This window comes from Vallitalea longa (assembly GCF_027923465.1).
GTDB classification, from domain to species: Bacteria; Bacillota; Clostridia; order Lachnospirales; family Vallitaleaceae; genus Vallitalea; species Vallitalea longa.
Genome location: NZ_BRLB01000013.1, coordinates 129204 through 149276, shown reverse-complemented (window position 1 = coordinate 149276; position 20073 = coordinate 129204). Strand labels below are relative to the sequence as shown.

Below are 20073 nucleotides of genomic sequence, written 5' to 3'. Positions count from 1 at the left end.
TTATATTGCACATCCCTTTTTGATCTTTATATTAACTTTAGTATTCAAGGGATAATCGCACTTATTATCAGTTTGGATCAAGAATTCGCATATGTTAGTTCTTACATTATATAAATTCACACTTCCCTTATTGAATTTATTGGTAATGGTTCCATTTATTGCTTGATTGTTGTTTTTAGTGAAACATATGTCCTCTGGTCTTACTAATATCGTTTGAGCTTTATGTCTTTTTGAATATTTACATATAGTATTTTGGGGTAGATATTTTTTTATATTATCATAAGAAATCAAATTAGATTTTCCTATGAATCCTGCAACAAAAGTATCTTTTGGTTTCTTATATACTTCACTAGGACAACCTATCTGAAGTAATTTTCCTTTATTCATAATAGCAATTCTATCAGAAATCCTCATTGCCTCTTCTTGGTCATGAGTTACATGAATCATTGTTAGCTTAGTCAGTTTTTGAATTCTTTTTAATTCATCTTGCATTTTTTCTCTTAATTTTGCATCCAGATTAGAGAATGGTTCATCCAATAACAATATGTCTGGCTTCATAATCAATCCCCTAGCTACAGCTGCTCTTTGCTGTTCCCCTCCACTCAATTCAAAAGGATATTTTTTTTCTTTTCCAGATAAACCAACTAAATCTAGTATATTGAATACCTCTTTCTTAATAATCGATTTATTGACTTTTCTTATTTGCAGAGGATAAGCTACATTTTTAAAAATATTCATATGTGGCCAAAGAGCATAATTTTGAAACACTAAACTAACATTTCTCTTTTCAGGAGGAATAAATACCTTCTTAGTTTTAGAAAATAAAACCCTATCATTAAGATTTATATTACCACAATCTGGTTTTTCAAGTCCTGCTATACAGTATAGCAAAGTACTTTTACCACATCCGCTAGAACCTAAAATACTTAACAATTCACCTTTATAAATATCTAAGCTAATATCATTCAAAGCATTGACTTCATTATATTTTTTACTAATACTTCTAATCATACCACTTATCATCATTGTCGTCTCCTAACTTTTTTAATTATAAAATTTCCTATCAAACTCATAAGTATGATGACCACAGCCAAAGCAGACGTCATTTCAAGCCCATAAGAGTTAGATTGTAATGTAAATAACATTACCCCTAGAGTTTCAGTTCCACTACTATATAACAATAAAGATATTGGTATTTCTCTTAATGCAATCAAAAAGCATAGTATCCATGCTGAAGTCATTCCTGGAGCTATCAATGGAATAACAATGTTTTTTAATGTGCAAAACATGCTTGCCCCTGACATTTTTGAAGCCTTTATCAAACTTCTATCCACATTCTCTATAATTCCGCTCATATTTTTTACTGCAATAGGTATAAATAAAGCGATATATGTAATAATAATAATCCATTTGGTTCCATATAACTTAATTGGCTTATTTATGAAACTTAATGTCGCTGCAACAGCTAATACGATATTAGGAAATGCTATAGGCCAAGTAACTACAATCATAAATAGTTTAGTAAGCTTATTCTTATTTATATAGAATAAATATAATACTGCCGAACTTATTATAACCGCTGTTGTTGCTCCTATTATTCCATATGATAAACTATTTATGAAGGATCTGTTAGTATATGGATTAGTAAATAAGGTACTATAATTATTTAATGTAAAGTTGCATAATTGTAATTTCAATCCCCAACGTTTAAGAAAAGATGTCATTATGATACTCATTAAGGGAATACCTGTAACACATAAGCAAAAAAGAATAACTAATAATGAGATTATTTTCTTTCCTTTACCTAATTTAACTAACTGAGGATTCTTAAATTTTTTATTGGTACTACTGGAATATTTCCTTTTACTTATTATTTTTGAATTTATTATATAAATACAAGCAGAAATAATTATCAGCACTACAGATAATACAGTAGCATTCACTAATTCCAAATGAGATAAATATCCAAATATCTTTGTAGTAACTACTTCTTTCCCTATAGGAAGACTTAATGCAGCAGGTACTCCAAAATTAGCCATGGAACGGCTAAAAATCAATATTCCTATAGATAAAATACTGGGTATTATCATAGGTATTGTTATACTCTTAATAACTTTTTTTCTATTAGCTCCATAAACGAAAGCCGCATCTTCATAATCCATAGAATAAGCTTCTAAAGCATTAGATATTGCCATAAAAGCCAAAGGATATAAATGTATAGATAAGACCAATATCACTGATATTATTGAATATGGAAATAAATTATAATCATAATTGAATAATAATTTTAATAATCTACTTAAGTAACCATTCTTAGAAAAAATTTCTATATAAGATATACTGAGAATATAAGAAGGAATCATGAAGCCTATCAAAGCAAATGTTCTAACAAACTTTTTATATTTGAAATCTGTTCGCACAACTAGCCAAGCTAAACTTCCTCCTAATATTATTGAAAAAAAAGTTACTCCTCCCCCTATAATCAAAGTATTCAATAAACTCTTATAGACATATTTATCTTTAAATAACGAAAAAAAAGCATCTATATCAAAGCTTTTAAGAATTAAATTTGTTAATGGATAAATTATTATAATGAAGATTGATAAGAATAATATTATATACATCACAGCTTGTTTACCAAACTGTGATGTGTAATTTATTTTCTTATTGTCCCATGATCTCTTTAACCCCGTCTCTAAGTAAGCTTTCGTTTTCATAAGCGTACCCCCAATCGATGTCTCTAGTATTTATATTTGTAGGAATTCCTTTAGGCAATGATAAATCTTCTCTTACACTAATAAATCCCATCCCTACAGTAATATTTTGCGCTTTCTTTGATATTAAGAAATCTACAAATTTTTCAGCTATTTCTTTATTGGCACTTGGTCTTGAATCATCTTTTATTATTGCAACTGGTCTTTGAATCTTAAGCGCCCCTTCTTCAGGCCAACATATATCTACGGGCATTTTATAACCTTCTTTTTTAGCTTTTGTCTGCAACCTTAATATTGAATCATGTGGTGCAATTCCAACATCAAATTCACCCTCTTGTATTTTAGAAGGTACTTGACCATTAGATTTTGCAAAGAACAATTTGTTTTCTTTTAATGCTTTTATGTAGTCCCAATTATTATCACTCATTTGATATAAACCTGAAGTAATTGCTAAAGCAGTAGATGAATAGTTCGCATTTGCCATTACGACAGTACCTTTATAAGTCTCTTTCTTAAGATCTTCAAATGAAGCGGGTACATTATCATCTTTTAATTTCTCATTGTTATAAGCTATTATTGCATATCTCTCATTTACAATCGTATAATAATTATCTCCTACTTTATATTCGTCTTTTACTTTGTCATATTCTTCAGGAGTATATTTATCCAAATCTCCTTCTTTTTGTAGAGCATGATAAAGCAATGGATCAGAACCCCATACTACATCTGCTTGGATTTGTCCAGCTTGTTTCTCTGTCCATACTTTCTGCCTTAATGGTCCACATCCTAATATTACAAGATCTAGCACATCACCATTTTCATTTTCGAATTCACTTTCTAGTTTATTAAGCATTTGTTCTGGTCCTGATAGATATATAGTTATTTTTCCTTCTTTACCATGATAATTTCCTTTATCCGTCACTTCATTCTCATCAGCATCCTTTGCACACCCTACAAGCATTAAAGAAATAGCTAGCATACATGATATTATAATATTAATTTTACTTTTCATTTTATTCCTCCTACTTTTAATGATAATGAATATCAATTTCGATTAAAGTATAGTATATTTATCTACGTCTGTCAAGACAAATTTTGAATATATTACCATATAATATATATTTCACCTATTCATTTTAAATATAATACATTAATAACATAATTGTATTAGTGTTTTAATTAACATCACATATGACAAGTACATCATTGCATATCTTTATACAAAAAAAAGACTCCATCAGCACCACATAAGCATTTTCCACTAATGAACTCTAAATTCAGAGTATTGTTTGCTGATTAAAGTCTATTCTTTTAATTATATTCACTATTTCATTGTCTAACGGATACTTATATTATCATTAGTTTATCATTAATATAATCGATTACTATTTCACTGCCCTCAGATACATTACATGATATTATTGCTCTACCAATCATTGTTTCAATATTTCTCTGTAGATATCTTTTTAACGGTCTTGCTCCGTATACAGGATCATATCCTTCGTCTACAATATGATTTTTAGCTTTATCGGTTATCCTGATACTAAGTCTTTTCTCAATCAATCGCTTAGAGATTTCATTAATCAATAAATCGACTATATCCATTAAATTATCTTTTGTTAATGGTTTGTACAATACAATTTCATCGACCCTATTAAGAAACTCTGGTCTGAAATATCTATTTAGTGAATTAGACACATCATTTCTAGCTTTTTCACTTATTTCACCCATTGAATTTATTCCTTCTAGTAGATATTCTGATCCAATATTGGATGTCATAATTATTATTGTGTTTTTAAAATCAACTGTCCTACCTTGTGAATCAGTTATACGTCCATCATCAAGTATCTGTAGAAGTATATTGAATACATCTGGATGAGCTTTCTCTATTTCATCCAATAAAACTACTGAATAAGGTTTTCTACGTACCGCTTCGGTCAATTGTCCTCCTTCTTCATATCCAACATATCCAGGAGGTGCACCTATAAGTCTTGATACTGAGAATTTTTCCATATATTCACTCATATCAATTCTTACTATATTGTCTTCTGTATCAAATAACACCTCTGCTACTGCCTTAGCGAGTTCTGTCTTACCTACACCAGTTGGTCCAAGAAATATAAAAGAACCTATAGGTCGCTTAGGGTCCTTAATTCCAGCTCTTGATCTTATTATTGCATCTGTTACAGTCTGTATGGCTTCATTTTGTCCTATTACTCTTCTATGAAGTATATCATTTAGTTTCAATAGCTTTTCTCTTTCACCAGAAACTAATTTACTAAGTGGTATTCCTGTCCATCTAGATATTATTTCAGCTATTTCTTCTTCTGTTACTTTTTGTCTTAATAAAGAACTTTCATTCTTGTTAGCCTCGATATTCTTCTGTTCTTGTTCTAATTGGGCTTTTAATTCTGGAAGACGTCCATATTTTAGCATAGCAGCTTTATTAAGATCATATTCTCTTTCAGCCTTCTCAATATCTCTACCTACTTTTTCTAATTCTTCTTTCAGGTTCTGCACTTTTTCTATGTTTTGTTTTTCGTTTTCCCATTGAACCTTCATAGAATTATAAGTATCTCTATGCTCTGCAAGCTCTTTTTGAATCCTTGCCAATCTACTTTTACTCATATCATCTTTTTCTTTTATAAGTGCTGCTTCTTCTATTTCCAGCTGAATAATTTTTCTAGAAACTTCATCTACCTCCGATGGCATAGAATCCATTTCGGTCCTAATCATTGCACATGCTTCATCTACAAGGTCTATAGCTTTATCTGGCAAAAATCTATCTGTTATATATCTATTAGATAAGACAGCTGCTGAAACTAACGCTGTATCTTGTATCTTGACACCATGAAATACTTCATATCTCTCACTTAGACCTCTTAAGATTGATATAGTATCTTCTACTGTAGGCTCATCTACCATGACAGGTTGAAATCTTCTTTCTAGAGCAGAATCTTTCTCTATATATTTCCTATACTCATCTAATGTAGTTGCCCCAATACAATGTAACTCACCTCTTGCTAACATGGGTTTCAACATATTACCTGCATCCATTGCACCCTCAGTCTTTCCAGCACCTACAATGGTATGAAGTTCATCAATAAATAGTATAACCTCACCATTACTATCTTTAACTTCTTTTAAAACCGCTTTAAATCTTTCTTCGAATTCTCCTCTATACTTAGCTCCTGCTACTAAAGCACCTAAATCCAAAGAAATAATCTTCTTGTCCTTTATTCCTTCCGGAACATCCCCTTTAACGATTCTATGAGCAAGTCCTTCAGCAATCGCAGTCTTACCAACACCAGGCTCTCCAATCAAAACAGGGTTATTTTTGGTTTTCCTTGATAATATCCTGATAGTATGACGAATCTCACTATCTCTTCCTATAACTGGATCAAGTTTATTTTGTCTTGCTTCTTTAACCAAATCATGTCCATATTTGGTTAGAGCTTCATAAGTATTCTCCGGATTATCAGAAACCACTCTCTGATTACCCCTAATCGCCTTAAGAACATTTAATACTTCGTTCTTAGTAATATTGTATTTATTAAGTAAACTAACAACATATTCTTTTTTGTTAAGTTCAAAAAATGAGACGAACAAATGCTCCACAGAAATATACTGGTCGCCTAATTTCTCAGCCTCTTTCAAAGCAGCAACGAATATTTTATCAGTAGTCTCACTAATATATACTTTACCAGCTTCTCGTCCAGGTCCAGATACTCTAGGCATTTTATTAACATAATCCTCTAGTTCAACAATCAATTCATTAATGTTTTTACCCATCTTATCCAAAATCCTAGGTATCAACCCATTCTCCTGTTTTAATAACGCCAACAACAGATGCTCCGGCATAATCTCAATATTACCATTAGAAACTGCAATAGTCTGAGCATCCTTAACTCCCTCTAGACTTTTTTGAGTAAATCTATTCATATCCATAACTATTCACCTCTCAATAACTATCCTATTATTCTCTAATCTTCCAATTAGATATTTCCTGCCACTTCTTCAGCAACTTTATCTCTTCTTTACTTAATTTCTCTGAAACAACTATCTTAGCCACAAAATAGAAATCTCCTGTTTTCTTTCTGCTTTTCAATCCATTATTTTTTAATCTGAATTTTTTACCTGATTGGGTTCCTTTAGGTATTTTAATCTGCAAATTCTTATCCAGAGTACTAACTGGTATTTCAGCACCAAGAGCCGCTTCCCATGGTGCGATATTTAAATCTTTATAAATATCATACCCATTCAGACTATATTCTGCATCTTCTACAATATGCACCTTTATCAGTAAGTCTCCATTAGGTCCACCATTATATCCTTTGCTTCCTTGCCCTTTCAACCTTATCTTCTGACCTTCAGTGATTCCTTTAGGTATGCTAACATCTAATTGGTGTCTATTACCCATCTCATCACCGACAGTTATTTTTTTAGTCGAACCAAAATAGCTATCTGATATGGCAATATCCAGTTCTGCCTCTGCATCCTGCCCTTTGACAGCTCTAGGCTGTCCACCATACTGCTGCCTCCTGAATCCACCCATAGATGAAGAAAAACCTCCCATATTACCAAATCCCCTAAAAGTACTTTTACCAGTATTACCAAATCCATTAGCTCTAAATATAGAATCGAAAACTGATCTTAATATATCTTCATCACCACTCCATGAGCTAGTATCCTGAGAATAATATCCTCCACCACTTTCCCACTGATTACCGAATTGGTTGTAAGCTTTTCTTTTTTCTGGATCTTTCAGAACATTATAAGCCTCATTAATTTTTTTAAACTTCTCTTCTGCTGCTTTTGATTTATTTGAATCTGGATGATACTTATGAGCTAGCTTTCTGTACGCCTTCTGTATTTCTTTATCGGTAGCTTCTTTTGTAACACCCAGTGTTTTGTAATAATCTTCAACGCTATTTGGCATAACGTACACCTCCTATTTTTTTTCCATTACTATTTTAAGAACAAATTAAGATTCTTAAGATGATGATAATATATCCTATCAATCTGACTAAAAACATTCTCCATATCATAATTATTAAAATAATAATTCATTGAATCATCTATCATCAATAAATAACAACTTAAATATTCTGCTATCGCCTCATCATCCATTTTTTCCAAAGGTATTCCGCGTAAAAATTCTCTAGAAAATCTATTATTGGAATTCGTATATGTCTTATTGATAATTTCTCTTTGATATATCTGTGGGAATCTCTTTTTATCAATATAACAGATCCCTTTGAAAAACCTTTCTAAATGCTCATTAAGTTCTTCTGACTTAGACCTTGAATTTATCTTAAGCACCGCATATCTTTCTTCATTATTTCCTACATAAAATTCAAAACTATATCTAATACTAGGTCTATATTTATATTTTATAAAAGTACCGAACTGCAAACTTCCATAATCATTTTTAGATTTAACTTGAATACTATCTGTTTCAACTAATGCAGATATTCTATTTATAATATTAGTTACTTTTTGTTGGGGCGTCAATAGTCCCAATTTCTCAGCTAACATATCGTTAATTAACTGTGATCTATTAGTATTCTTAATATATGATAATCTATCAATAGCTTCAACAATCTCATCAAACAACACTATACTATAAATACTCTTTTTCATATTTATCAACCCTTCTAATAACACTATCATATGTTATTACACATATATAGTATACCTCATTAAATAATTTGTCAACCTCTTTATATAAATTCAATTACATTTTTGGTTATTATTTTATATTACTATTTTACATATATTAACCCTTATTATACTAATAATATATAATTTAATTTTTACATTATTATTACTTACAATAAACTTAATAAATTAAACCTATAACTAAAGGACCATCCCACCTTACCATTTAAAAACATCAATAAAAAAGCAACTATACGTTAATAGAAATAATCTAATATCATATAGTTACTTAATGAATATTTATCTATATATGCTTAAAACGTAGGACTTTCCTATAAGATAAAAAAAAGCTAGCATCACGCTAGCTTATACCCAAAATATCTCTTACTGTTTCTTTCATCTTATCCTTGCCACATAATCTCTTATGCCTAACCTCTGCATTAATAATATCTTTAATGGCGTTAGGAACTTCAACTCCTGTAAGCTCGTTCATCTTCTCAATCAATTCAAAATCATCATATTTCTCATAACTCTTATCAATTGCCTTCATAACACTACGAGTAAACTTATACGGACTTGCAGTAGAAGCAATTACAGTCTTTCTAGTGTCTCCAGTATCATTTTTATATTTTTTATAAACACAACTACCAACAGCAGTATGAGAATCAATCAAATACCTAGAATTATCATACACTTCTTTTATCGTAGCATAAGTTTCATCAGTGGTTGCATAATTTCCATAAAAACTCTTTAACCCTTTCTTCATATCATCAGATATTTCATATTCACCATTACTAGCTAAAGAATCCATAAGATTATTAATGATACTTTCACTATTACCGGATATCTTATATAACAATCTTTCCAAATTACTTGAAATCAATATATCCATAGAAGGAGAAATAGTCAAAACGAACTCCCTGTTTTTATTATATACACCTGTATTCATAAAATCATACAACACTTTATTATCATTTGATGCGCATATTAATTGATTAATTGGCAATCCCATATTTTTTGCATAATAAGCAGCTAATATATTACCGAAATTACCAGTAGGCACAACAACATTAATCTCTTCTCCTAATTTAATATCTTTATTCCTTAACATATTAGTATAAGCATAAAAATAATAAACTATCTGTGGTATCAATCTTCCTATGTTGATTGAATTGGCTGATGAAAATCTATAACCATTATCATCCATTAATTTAACAAAATCTGAATTATTGAATATTTCTTTTACTCCATTTTGAGCATCATCAAAATTACCCTCTATGCCGACTACATATGTATTTTCACCTTTTTGAGTAACCATTTGATGTTTCTGTATTGGACTTACTCCATCCTTAGGATAGAATACGATAATCTTAATTCCTTCTACATCAGCAAATCCAGCTAAAGCAGCTTTTCCTGTATCTCCAGAAGTAGCTGTAAGAATTACTATTTCCTTATCGATATTCTGTTTTTTTGCAGATACTTTCATTAGATATGGTAAAATTGATAATGCCATATCTTTGAATGCGATAGTAGAACCATGAAACAGTTCTAAATAATATGCTTTATTTTTCTTAACGAGAGGAGCGATCTCTCTAGTATCAAATTTATCATCATAGGCATTATCTATACAATACTTCAATTCTTCTTCACTAAAATCAGTCAAATATAATTTCATTATTTCATAAGCTAAATCTTTATATTCTAGATTTATCAAATCTTCTATAGGCTTATCCAGTTTAGGAATCTCATTAGGTACAAACAATCCCCCATCACTTGCTAACCCCTTAATAATAGCTAGTGAAGCCTGTATATTCTTTTCACCACCACGTGTACTTTTATATAATGTATTCATGAATTTCATTCCTTTATGATGTTTTTTAAGATTATATCATAATATTTGTTTTTATACAATAGTAAAACAAAGGGTCAAAATTCATATAAATAGACCAAACACGCTACACCTCATAAAAATTTCAACAAAAAATAGGCAATCTCAAGATTGCCCATTATATATATAATTATTTATCTACTTAAAAAATTCATGTCCTCCATATTCATATACTTTGGTAAGATGACTATCAAACCAACTCATTGCCTTCTGTGAAGCAAGAGACCTTGCGGCAAAGTATAATGCACCATTTGAGTAATCTTCACCATCAAATGCACTTTCAACAGCTTTTTTCGTACTATCCGTAACTGTTACAGAATAATATCTTCCGTCACTTATTGGTGAAAACTGTACTTTTCCATTGTTACTCTGATGTATAACACCATAAATGTCATTTGGAAACTTTGAACTTTTTACTCGATTCATTACGACATTCACTATTAATATTTTTCCAGTTAAATCTTGACCAGTAGCTTCAGCTTCTACAATCCGTGTCAAGGCTTCATAATCCTTAGCTGAAATATTAACTAATTGGTCTTTTGGTTCTTCTGGTTTATAACTTGCTGTACGTAGCTGTCTTTCATCGCTATTATCCAGCGGCTCTTTCATAGGTTTTAAAATATTTTCTTCACTTTCAAGAACTTCTTCTTTTATTTCTTCTGTTTCTTCTACACTCAATATATCACTAAGACTATCAGTAAGCTGAGCAGTCCCTATATTCAGTGCAAGATAAGCTTCCTCTTCTTCAATAGACTTTACATCCGAAACATCCGTTTCTTCCTCAGTATTCTCCTCTAAAGCTGCTACTACATTAGTATGCGAACCAAAGAATCCGTTAACTCCTAAGTAGAGTACAGTTACCATCATACAACCTGTCAATACTATTAACCCGTTAGTATATGCTTTCTTTGGTATATGCTTTATTGAAGAAAATATGTCCTTTAGAAGATTCTTTACTTTAAACATAATTTTTCTCCTTTTTACTATAGACAATTTCATAATATTTAAGACAATCTAGCATGTTATATGAAATTGAATTTTTTAACAAGCTTGTAATACTTTCTTAACATTTTGCTTGTCATAGCGATTATAGTAAAACATACATAATGTGTCAACTAACATCTAAATATTTTGGTACATTTTATTTTTTTTCAGAATTTTCAATTAATGTTTTCATGCACTTTATATTTATTTACTATTTTTTCCAATTGTTATTTTGTTATATTTAACACACCAAAAAATTTTTTTGTGTAAATTATCAAATACAATTTTGTTAGTAATTATATGTATACTTTTTCGCTTCCAATTTTTTCTAATTATTTACAATACAAATATTGTATTTTTTTGTATTAAAACAATATAATATAATAACAATAATTATCCGATATATATTTTATTGAAAACATGTTATTATATATGTATTCAACATGCCAACGTCTTAGCATCTAGATTGTTCCCGATATATTTAGTTTTATACATAAAGTTTTTGAAAATATATATTTGGATATAATTGAGAAAGGATAAAAGACCTAATGACTTCATTAAAAGGTGTTTCAAAAGCTACCAAAAAAGACGGTACTCTATATTATAGATCTTCAATCACATACAAGAATAAACACATAAGCTTAGGTAGTTATAGATATGAAGCATATGCACATGAAGCTTACCTAGAAGCTAAACATGTTTTGAATTCCAGTGTAACCATTTTTGATTATGAAGATACTAGTTTACTGTCTTTTGAAAAACATGTGATGTTAATTAATTTCAGAGATAACAAATACTACATAAAGAACCCTATTTATCTTCATAAATATTATTTCTCTTATTTTATAGATATGAAAACCGAGCTGACATTTGATGTAGATGATTTATTTTATTATTCCAATCATAAGATTTTTAGAAAGAGAGGGTATCTATTTGTTAATGATTACGGTATGCAGGTTAACATCTTATCAAGATACGGAATCAAGAATTTTGCTGTAGAGGGAAAAGACTATCATTTTAAAGACGGTGACAACAACAATATGAGATACCATAATATTATTATAATCAACAAATACTATGGTATTGAACGAATGACAAATCAAAATGAATACCTATACCTAGCAAAAATACGAATAAACGGATATATGAAGATAGGAACATACAAAACAGAAATAGAAGCTGCTATAGCTTATAATAAAGCAGTAGATTTTGTTCTTTCCAATAATATATCTACTATTAAATATAATAAAAATTTCATATCAGAAATTGATTCATACGAGGAATATACTAAAATATATGATTCAATCAAATTACCCAAAAAAATCTTATCCTTACACCAATAACTATTATTTACATTTTATTATTATGATTTACAAACATACATTATATAGTATAAGACTTATAGAAATATAAGAAGGATAAAAAATACTCTTATCCTTCTTATATTATTTTGTTACAACATTTCTTGGAGTACCTTTTATATAGGAAGCAATATTTTCTTTTATCTCAATAATCACCCTTTGTCTAGCTTCCACACTAGCCCAAGCTATATGTGGTGTAATGAATAACTTACCACTATCTTGTATATCCAATAATGGATTACCTTCATTGATAGGTTCATGTTCCAGTACGTCAATTCCTGCTCCAGCAATCAACTCTTCTTTTAGAGCTTTTGCAAGATGGTTTTCATTTATTATTCTTCCTCTGCCCAAATTAAGAATAACAGCAGTATCTTTCATATTAATAAATTCCTTATATGTTATAAGGTCATCTGTATTCTCATTTAGGGGTGCATGTATGGAAATAATATCAGAAGTTCTTATTAATGTGTCTAGATTAACTTTTTCATATTCTGTACTATGATTATTACCTGATGTAGAATAATATATCATTCTGCAACCAAAGCAACTAGCTACATCTGCAACTCTTTTTCCTATTGTACCTAATCCTATTATCCCCCATGTCTTTCCATTAATCTCATTATATTTGTTTTCAAAATGCGAAAACACACTATCTCCAACATATGTTCCTGATTTAACATATCTATCATAATACGATAGATTCTCATATAGATAAAACAGTAATGCAAAAGTATGTTGTACTACACTTTCAGTTGAATATCCCACTACATTAGAAACAACTATGCCATGAGCATTAGTGTAATTTTTATCTACATTATTAGTTCCTGTAGCTGTTAAACATATTAATTGTAGATTTCTAGCATATTTTAGATTACTCTCATCAAGAACTATTTTATTGGTTATTATGACATTAGCATCTTTTATTCTTTCTACAACTTGTTCCTTAGATGTAAATCCATATACTTCTACTTCTCCGAAATCATCATAGACGGATAGATCAAGATCATCACCTAATGTATTCGCATCTAAAATTACTATTTTCATAGTTATTCTCCTTTTAATAATTTTGTTACACTACCATAATACTATCTAGAATTATATAAATCAATAATTATCAATAAGTAATTAAGATATATTTTCATCTATTGGGTAATCCTAATTATTTATTAAATAAAAAACAGGCACTAAGATATTATAAGTACCTGTTTCTATGTTTTATTTAACTAATTCATTATACAAACCACGTTTTACATAGTGTGTATGCAATAGTTCATGTGATTTGTGTCCTAGAGGTTTACCTAAATAATCTTCATACAATTTAACTATAAATGGATTTTCATGAGATTTTCTTAATTCTTTACCTTCATCTTCTCTATATATAGCCTGCATCCTCTTTTCTCTTACATCTTTAGTTGTTGGTCTTGGCTGACCTCCACCACTAAGACATCCCCCTGGACATGCCATTATTTCTATAAAATGATACGGGCTAATACCATCTTTTATTTGTTGAAGAAGGATTTTTGCAGCAGCAAGACCACTTGCAACAGCTACTTTAACTGTCTGCCCTTCAAATGCTTTATATTCATCTGTAGTCTTTTCTAGATATAATTCTCCTTCTTTTATGGATTGTAGACCCATAACCTCTTTCACATGTAAGTTCTCAAATGGTAATTCATTTCCTGTTAGTATTTCAAAGACTGTTCTTATAGCAGCTTCCATTACACCACCAGTAGTACCAAATATATCTGCTGCACCAGTTGAAATACCAAAGGGATTATCAAATTTACCGTCGGGAAGATTTCTGAAATCTATACCCGCCGTTTTTATCATTTTAGCACATTCTCTTGTAGTAAGTACAGCATCAACATCCTTTTTCATTTCTTCTCTGGTTATCTCATATTTCTTAGCTGTACATGGCATAATAGATACAACATATATATCATCTGGGTCAACGTTTATCTTCTCAGCATAATATGATTTAGCTATTGCTCCCAACATCATATGAGGTGATTTGCAGGATGATAGATGAGCTAACTGCTCTGGAAATCTGTTTTCTATATATTTGATCCAACCTGGACTACAGCTTGTTATCATAGGAAGTGCGACTTCCTCACTATTAACGAATTTGCCAAGTCTTGCTAATAACTCATTACCTTCTTCTATAATAGTAAGGTCAGCAGCGAAGTTAGTATCAAATATATCATCAAATCCAATTTCTCTTAGAGCCGAAGCCATTTTACCAGTAACCAGTGTACCTGGCTCATAACCGAACTCCTCACCTAATGAAGCCCTAACAGCAGGTGCAGTCTGAACAATTACTCTCTTACCCTCTTCACTCAACATTCTCCATACATCTTTTATGGAATCTCTTTCACTGAGGGCATCCACTGGACAGACTGTAGTACATTGTCCACAATATGTACAATTGATATCATTAAGATTCAATCCTTCAGTAGGACCAACAAAAGTATCAAATCCTCTATTTTGATTATTAAGGATTCCTACACCTTGTACTTCATTACACATAGTTACACAACGTCTACATAGAACACACTTGGATAGATCTCTAACAATACATGGATTGTTATCGTCTATATAGCATCTAGACATTTCACCTTCATATGTATTATCTGTTATACCTAATAATTCACCTAATTCTTGAAATTCACAATGCCTGTTTCTATCACAGCTAAGGCAATCTTTCGGATGGTCTGAAAGCATTAGCTCATATAATATCTTTCTTGCTTGTCTCACTTTTTTAGTATTGGTATGAACCACCATACCATCTGTAACTTTTGTCATACATGCTGCTTGAAGAGTTTTTGCTCCTTCTACCTCAACAGAACATATTCTACAAGAACCATTTTTGTGAACATCTTCAAGGTAACAAAAATGAGGAATTAGAATACCATTCATCTTAGCAGCTTCTAAAATTGTAATATCTTCAGGTACTTCAAATTCTTTATTATTAATTGTTATTTTTACCATTACTAATCCTCCTATCTTTTGTCACATCTTAAACATCTCATAGATTCTGCGATAGCATTCAATCTATGGAATCCTTTAGATATCTCTTTAAAGTTATTTTTTCTATCTTCTGGTAATATATTATCCATTTCAAATCTCATATGTTCAGACACCTGAACTTCTGCATCTGGTTTTGGAATTTCAATATCTTCTCCTGTATTTAAAACTCCATCTCCGCCTAAGAACTTATCCATAGAAATAGCAGCTTCTTTACCATCTGCAATCGCCCATATAACAGTATCTGGTCCTCTTACTACATCACCACCAGCAAATACTCCTTCAATATTAGTCATTTTACTCTTATTATCAACTACAAATGTACCCCATTTAGTCATTTCAACTTCATCTTTATTAATGAATGGTAGATCAGAATGTTGACTAACAGCAGGTATAATCATATCAAAATCCATTTCAAAAGCTGACCCTTCAATTATATGAGGTCTCCTTCTTCCTGTAGCATCAAATTTGCCTTGCTCTAATCTAACTAATTTAATTTTCTCTACAGAATCTTCTCCCATAATCTCTATTGGTGATACAAGAGTATGAATGATGATGCCTTCTTCAAGAGCTTCATCTATTTCTCTTCTTTCAGCTGGCATATCATCTATGTTTCTTCTGTAAAGGATATGTATTTCTGGAGCACCTAATCTAAGAGCAACTCTTGCGGCATCTATTGCTGTATTACCTCCACCAATTATTGCGACTTTCTTACCTACCTTTACATCTTTTCCTTTATTGACGTCTTTAAGGAAATCAAGTCCATGATACACTCCATCTAAATTTTCACCTTTAACATTTATCTTATTAGAATACTGAGTACCCGTTGCTACATAAATGGCATCATTGTCTTCCTTAAGTTTTTCAAAACTTACGTCAATACCAACTTCAGAGTTAAGTACAATTTTCACACCAGCTTGCTCTATAGTCTTAATCTCTTTTTGCAATATATCCCTTGGAAGTCTGTATTCAGGAATACCATATCTTAAGATACCTCCAGCAGTATCATGGGATTCGTATACTGTAACATCATAACCAAGTCTTGATAAATAATAACCACATGTAAGACCTGAAGGACCTGCTCCAATAATACCTATTGATTTACCTTTAGGTGGGAATTTGAGATCATTAAAAGGTTCATCTGATTCTAGAATGGTATCAGCAATATACCGCTTAAGATCTCTAATAGCAAGTGCTTCATCCAACTGTGTCCTTCGGCATTTGCTTTCACATGGATGAGTACATACTCTACCACATACCGCTGGAAATGGATTATCTTTACGAATTAGGTTATAAGCATCTCTTAATCTATTAGCAGCAATAAGACTTATGTAACCTGGAACATTAACTCCTGCTGGACAGGCATTCTGACAAGGTGATATGAAAAGGTCAGTACACACGCCTGCTCGACATCTCTTATCCCTTATATGTTCTTCATATTCTTCTCTAAATTCTTTAATTGTACTAAGTACAGGATTAGGAGCAGTTTGTCCAAGACCACAAAGCGCAGTTTCTTTTATGGTTTCACCTAATTCAATAAGCTTTTCAATATCTCCTTCTTTTCCTTCACCTCTAGTTATCCTCTCAAGGATTTCAAGCATCCTCTTAGTACCAAGTCTACAAGGAACACATTTACCACATGACTCTTCTTGAACAAATTCCATGAAAAATCTTGCTACGTCAACCATACAGTTATCTTCATCCATTACAATAAGTCCGCCAGAACCCATGATAGCTCCTTTTGACTTTAATGAATCATAATCTATAGGTGTATTAAGGCAATTACTAGTCAGACAACCTCCCGATGGTCCACCAGTCTGAGCAGCCTTAAATTTCTTTCCATTCTTAATACCACCACCTATATCATATATGATGTCCCCTAGTGTTACACCCATAGGCACTTCAACTATACCTGTATTATGGATAGCACCTGCCAAAGCAAATACTTTTGTACCACTGCTTTTTTCTGTTCCAAAAGTTTTGAACCAGTCTGCACCATATAGCATGATATAAGGTACATTGCCGAACGTCTCCACATTATTGATGATAGATGGTTTGTCAAACAAACCTCGATCAGATGGGAATGGTGGTTTTTGTCTTGGTTCTCCTCTTTTTCCTTCTATTGAATTCATTAGAGCTGTCTCTTCTCCACATACAAAAGCTCCTGCTCCTATACGGATTTCAATATCAAAAGAAAAACCACTATTCATAATATTATCTGATAATAGTCCATATTCTCTAGCTTTTTCTATAGCAATATTCAATCTCTCAACAGCCAAAGGATATTCTGCACGTACATAAACATAACCTTTATTAGCTCCTATAGCATAACCAGCTATAGTCATACCTTCTATAACTGCATGAGGATCTCCTTCTAACAAACTTCTGTCCATAAAAGCTCCTGGGTCTCCTTCGTCAGCATTACATATAACATATTTTTGGTCTGACTCAGACCTTGCTGCGAATTCCCATTTTAATCCCGTTGGGAAACCACCACCACCTCTACCTCTTAATCCAGAATCTTTCATCACTCTTACTACTTCTTCTGGAGTTTTATTTTCAAAAATGTTCTCTAATGATAGATAACCATCATGAGCTATGTATTCATCTATTGAACTAAAATCAATTTGTCCACAATTTTTAAGTACAATTTTTTTCTGTTTTTCAAAAAATGGTATCTTGTGGAGTTTATGTATATGTTTTTTTGAATTTTCATCATAGTAACATTTTCTTTCTACTACTTGTCCACCTATTATATGTTTTAGTACTATCTCTTCCATTTCCTCAGGTTGCAATTTAATATAGTAGATATTTCCCGGTTCTACTAAAAGTGAGGGACCAAGATGACAGGCTCCTATACATCCAGTTTCAGTAATTAATACTTTATCATAACAATTATATCTTTTTAAAGCTTCTACTAGAGCATCTTTTACATCTTTACAATTTGAAGAAATACAACCAGCACCAAAACATACATGTAAGTTATATTGATATTTTTTTGTCATTTCATCAAATTCATTTTTGATTTGTTTTAAATCACTTATATTCATTATTTTTGCCATGACTTCATCTCCTTCAACTAATATTTCTCTAGTATTTCGCTAAGTTTATCTGGATTTACCTGCTTGTACACAGTATCATTAATTGATATAGCAGGAGCTAAACCACAGGCTCCAATACATCTCATCACTTCTAGAGTAAATTTTTGATCTTCTGTAGTCTCACCTACTCCAATGCCTAATATTTCTTGTAACTTATCCAGGATTTTTTTACCACCTCTGACATAACATGCTGTCCCTAAACAGACTCTTATAGTATACTTTCCTCTTGGGGTAGTTGAGAAAAATGAATAAAAACTTACAACACCAGAAACTTCTGATAAAGGCTTGTCTAATCCATCTGCAATTAATTTTTGAATGTTAATAGGTAAATAGCCATAAATAGTTTGAGCAATATGCAATACTTGTATTAAAGATCCTTCCTTGTTTTTATACTCATCAATAAATTCTTCTATTATGGCTATTTTTTCTTCTTCACTCATATCTTCGCATTGACATTTTTTTAATTTATCCATATCTACTCTCCTTACTATTGTTTACTTGAAACAGTTAATAAGTTTAATCCATTTGTAATTTGATTATTATTTTATCAATATCTTTCAACTGTTTCCTTAATAGTCTAATTTTTTCTTCATGCTCTTTAATGGAATCTAGAATATCCTGTTTTTTATTATCAAATTCTTTTAGCTGAGGTACTCTGATTTCTTCAATTTTTTGATTGAGTTCAGTGAGTTCTTTCTTGTAACGTTCCCAAGTGCTTTTCAGATTCTTATCATAATCCCCTCCTTCAATATATTTTTTGATGCAATTGATGTCATAAATTAGTTGACTCTTTTTCTTTAAATAACTAATTACTTCCTCCATGAATCACACCCCTTAAGATTTTTTTGCAATTACTAATAAACCTTATTATTATAAAGTTATAGTAATTGCTTTATATGAATGAATACCTTAATTAGATAAAAAACTCCAATATAAATATTCAATCATTTCAAAATTGCGAATATTATCTAGTATCACCATGATGTGAAGATTCTGATAGTTAAAAATTTAAATAGCTATCCTATGAATAATGATAATATTATTATTTTATTTAGATTGTATTATTGAGTATATATAAGAAAAAATATTATTAGGTTTAGTGATATGACTTTTTGCACTATCAAAGTTAATTTCAGATAAGTTATTGAGCATCTATATAGAAATAATTATGTAAATATTAGTATATATAAGACAAACAAAAAACAATTAATTAAAATATATATAATATATTATATTAATCTACTAACAGTTTTAAGATAAAAAGACTATATAAACTAATTATATTAAGAATAAACTTAATCTACTTTAGCATAGCAATGTAATAATGTTATATAACTATG

At 30.8% G+C, this 20073-nt stretch carries 14 protein-coding genes; 1 reads left to right on the top strand and 13 read right to left on the bottom strand.

Going from position 1 to position 20073, the window contains the following annotated elements; all coding sequences use genetic code 11:
• The 8 genes from QMG30_RS17945 to QMG30_RS17910 all read right to left on the bottom strand — a co-directional run bounded on the left by QMG30_RS17945 (position 1) and on the right by QMG30_RS17910 (position 11229).
• The gene (locus QMG30_RS17945; RefSeq protein WP_281817741.1) at positions 1–1026 is read right to left on the bottom strand and encodes an ABC transporter ATP-binding protein; all 1026 of its coding nucleotides are present in this window, start codon (positions 1024–1026) and stop codon (positions 1–3) included.
• Positions 1023–2717, bottom strand: coding sequence for an ABC transporter permease (locus tag QMG30_RS17940; RefSeq protein WP_281817739.1), 1695 nt, complete (start codon positions 2715–2717; stop codon positions 1023–1025). The genes QMG30_RS17945 and QMG30_RS17940 overlap by 4 nt, the downstream gene beginning before the upstream one ends.
• On the bottom strand, positions 2665–3726 hold the full coding sequence (locus QMG30_RS17935) for an extracellular solute-binding protein (RefSeq protein ID WP_281817737.1): 1062 nt from the start codon (positions 3724–3726) through the stop codon (positions 2665–2667). The genes QMG30_RS17940 and QMG30_RS17935 overlap by 53 nt, the downstream gene beginning before the upstream one ends.
• A gap of 335 nt (positions 3727–4061) precedes the next feature.
• A complete protein-coding gene (gene clpB / locus QMG30_RS17930; RefSeq protein ID WP_281817735.1) occupies positions 4062–6662 on the bottom strand; it encodes an ATP-dependent chaperone ClpB in 2601 nt (866 codons plus the stop codon).
• A gap of 28 nt (positions 6663–6690) precedes the next feature.
• Complete coding sequence (locus QMG30_RS17925) at positions 6691–7653, bottom strand: DnaJ C-terminal domain-containing protein (protein ID WP_281817733.1); 963 nt, start codon at positions 7651–7653, stop codon at positions 6691–6693.
• Between the two features lie 29 nt (positions 7654–7682).
• Positions 7683–8357 (bottom strand): hypothetical protein, encoded by a 675-nt coding sequence (locus QMG30_RS17920; RefSeq protein ID WP_281817731.1) that lies wholly within the window; start codon positions 8355–8357, stop codon positions 7683–7685.
• Between the two features lie 379 nt (positions 8358–8736).
• The gene (gene thrC, locus QMG30_RS17915; protein WP_281817729.1) at positions 8737–10227 is read right to left on the bottom strand and encodes a threonine synthase; all 1491 of its coding nucleotides are present in this window, start codon (positions 10225–10227) and stop codon (positions 8737–8739) included.
• Positions 10228–10401: 174 nt separating this feature from the next.
• Positions 10402–11229: a cell wall hydrolase gene (locus tag QMG30_RS17910; RefSeq protein WP_281817727.1), complete on the bottom strand. Its 828-nt coding sequence runs from the start codon at positions 11227–11229 to the stop codon at positions 10402–10404.
• A gap of 566 nt (positions 11230–11795) precedes the next feature.
• On the opposite strand from QMG30_RS17910, the gene QMG30_RS17905 reads away from it, so the two are divergent.
• Positions 11796–12590: a hypothetical protein gene (locus QMG30_RS17905; protein ID WP_281817726.1), complete on the top strand. Its 795-nt coding sequence runs from the start codon at positions 11796–11798 to the stop codon at positions 12588–12590.
• A 102-nt stretch (positions 12591–12692) separates the two neighbouring features.
• Here QMG30_RS17905 and QMG30_RS17900 read toward each other — a convergent pair whose 3' ends face one another.
• The 5 genes from QMG30_RS17900 to QMG30_RS17880 form a co-directional block, all read right to left on the bottom strand.
• A complete protein-coding gene (locus tag QMG30_RS17900) occupies positions 12693–13652 on the bottom strand; it encodes a D-2-hydroxyacid dehydrogenase (protein ID WP_281817725.1) in 960 nt (319 codons plus the stop codon).
• 171 nt (positions 13653–13823) lie between these two features.
• Positions 13824–15596 carry an NADH-dependent [FeFe] hydrogenase, group A6 gene (locus QMG30_RS17895; protein ID WP_281817724.1) on the bottom strand — a complete coding sequence of 591 codons (1773 nt, stop codon included), beginning with the start codon at positions 15594–15596 and terminating at the stop codon, positions 13824–13826.
• 11 nt (positions 15597–15607) lie between these two features.
• Positions 15608–18694, bottom strand: coding sequence for an NADH-quinone oxidoreductase subunit NuoF (gene nuoF, locus QMG30_RS17890; RefSeq protein ID WP_281817722.1), 3087 nt, complete (start codon positions 18692–18694; stop codon positions 15608–15610).
• A gap of 17 nt (positions 18695–18711) precedes the next feature.
• The gene (locus QMG30_RS17885; RefSeq protein ID WP_330680778.1) at positions 18712–19206 is read right to left on the bottom strand and encodes an NADH-quinone oxidoreductase subunit NuoE family protein; all 495 of its coding nucleotides are present in this window, start codon (positions 19204–19206) and stop codon (positions 18712–18714) included.
• Positions 19207–19249: 43 nt separating this feature from the next.
• Positions 19250–19555 (bottom strand): hypothetical protein, encoded by a 306-nt coding sequence (locus tag QMG30_RS17880; protein ID WP_281817719.1) that lies wholly within the window; start codon positions 19553–19555, stop codon positions 19250–19252.
• Between the last annotated feature and the right edge of the window lie 518 nt (positions 19556–20073).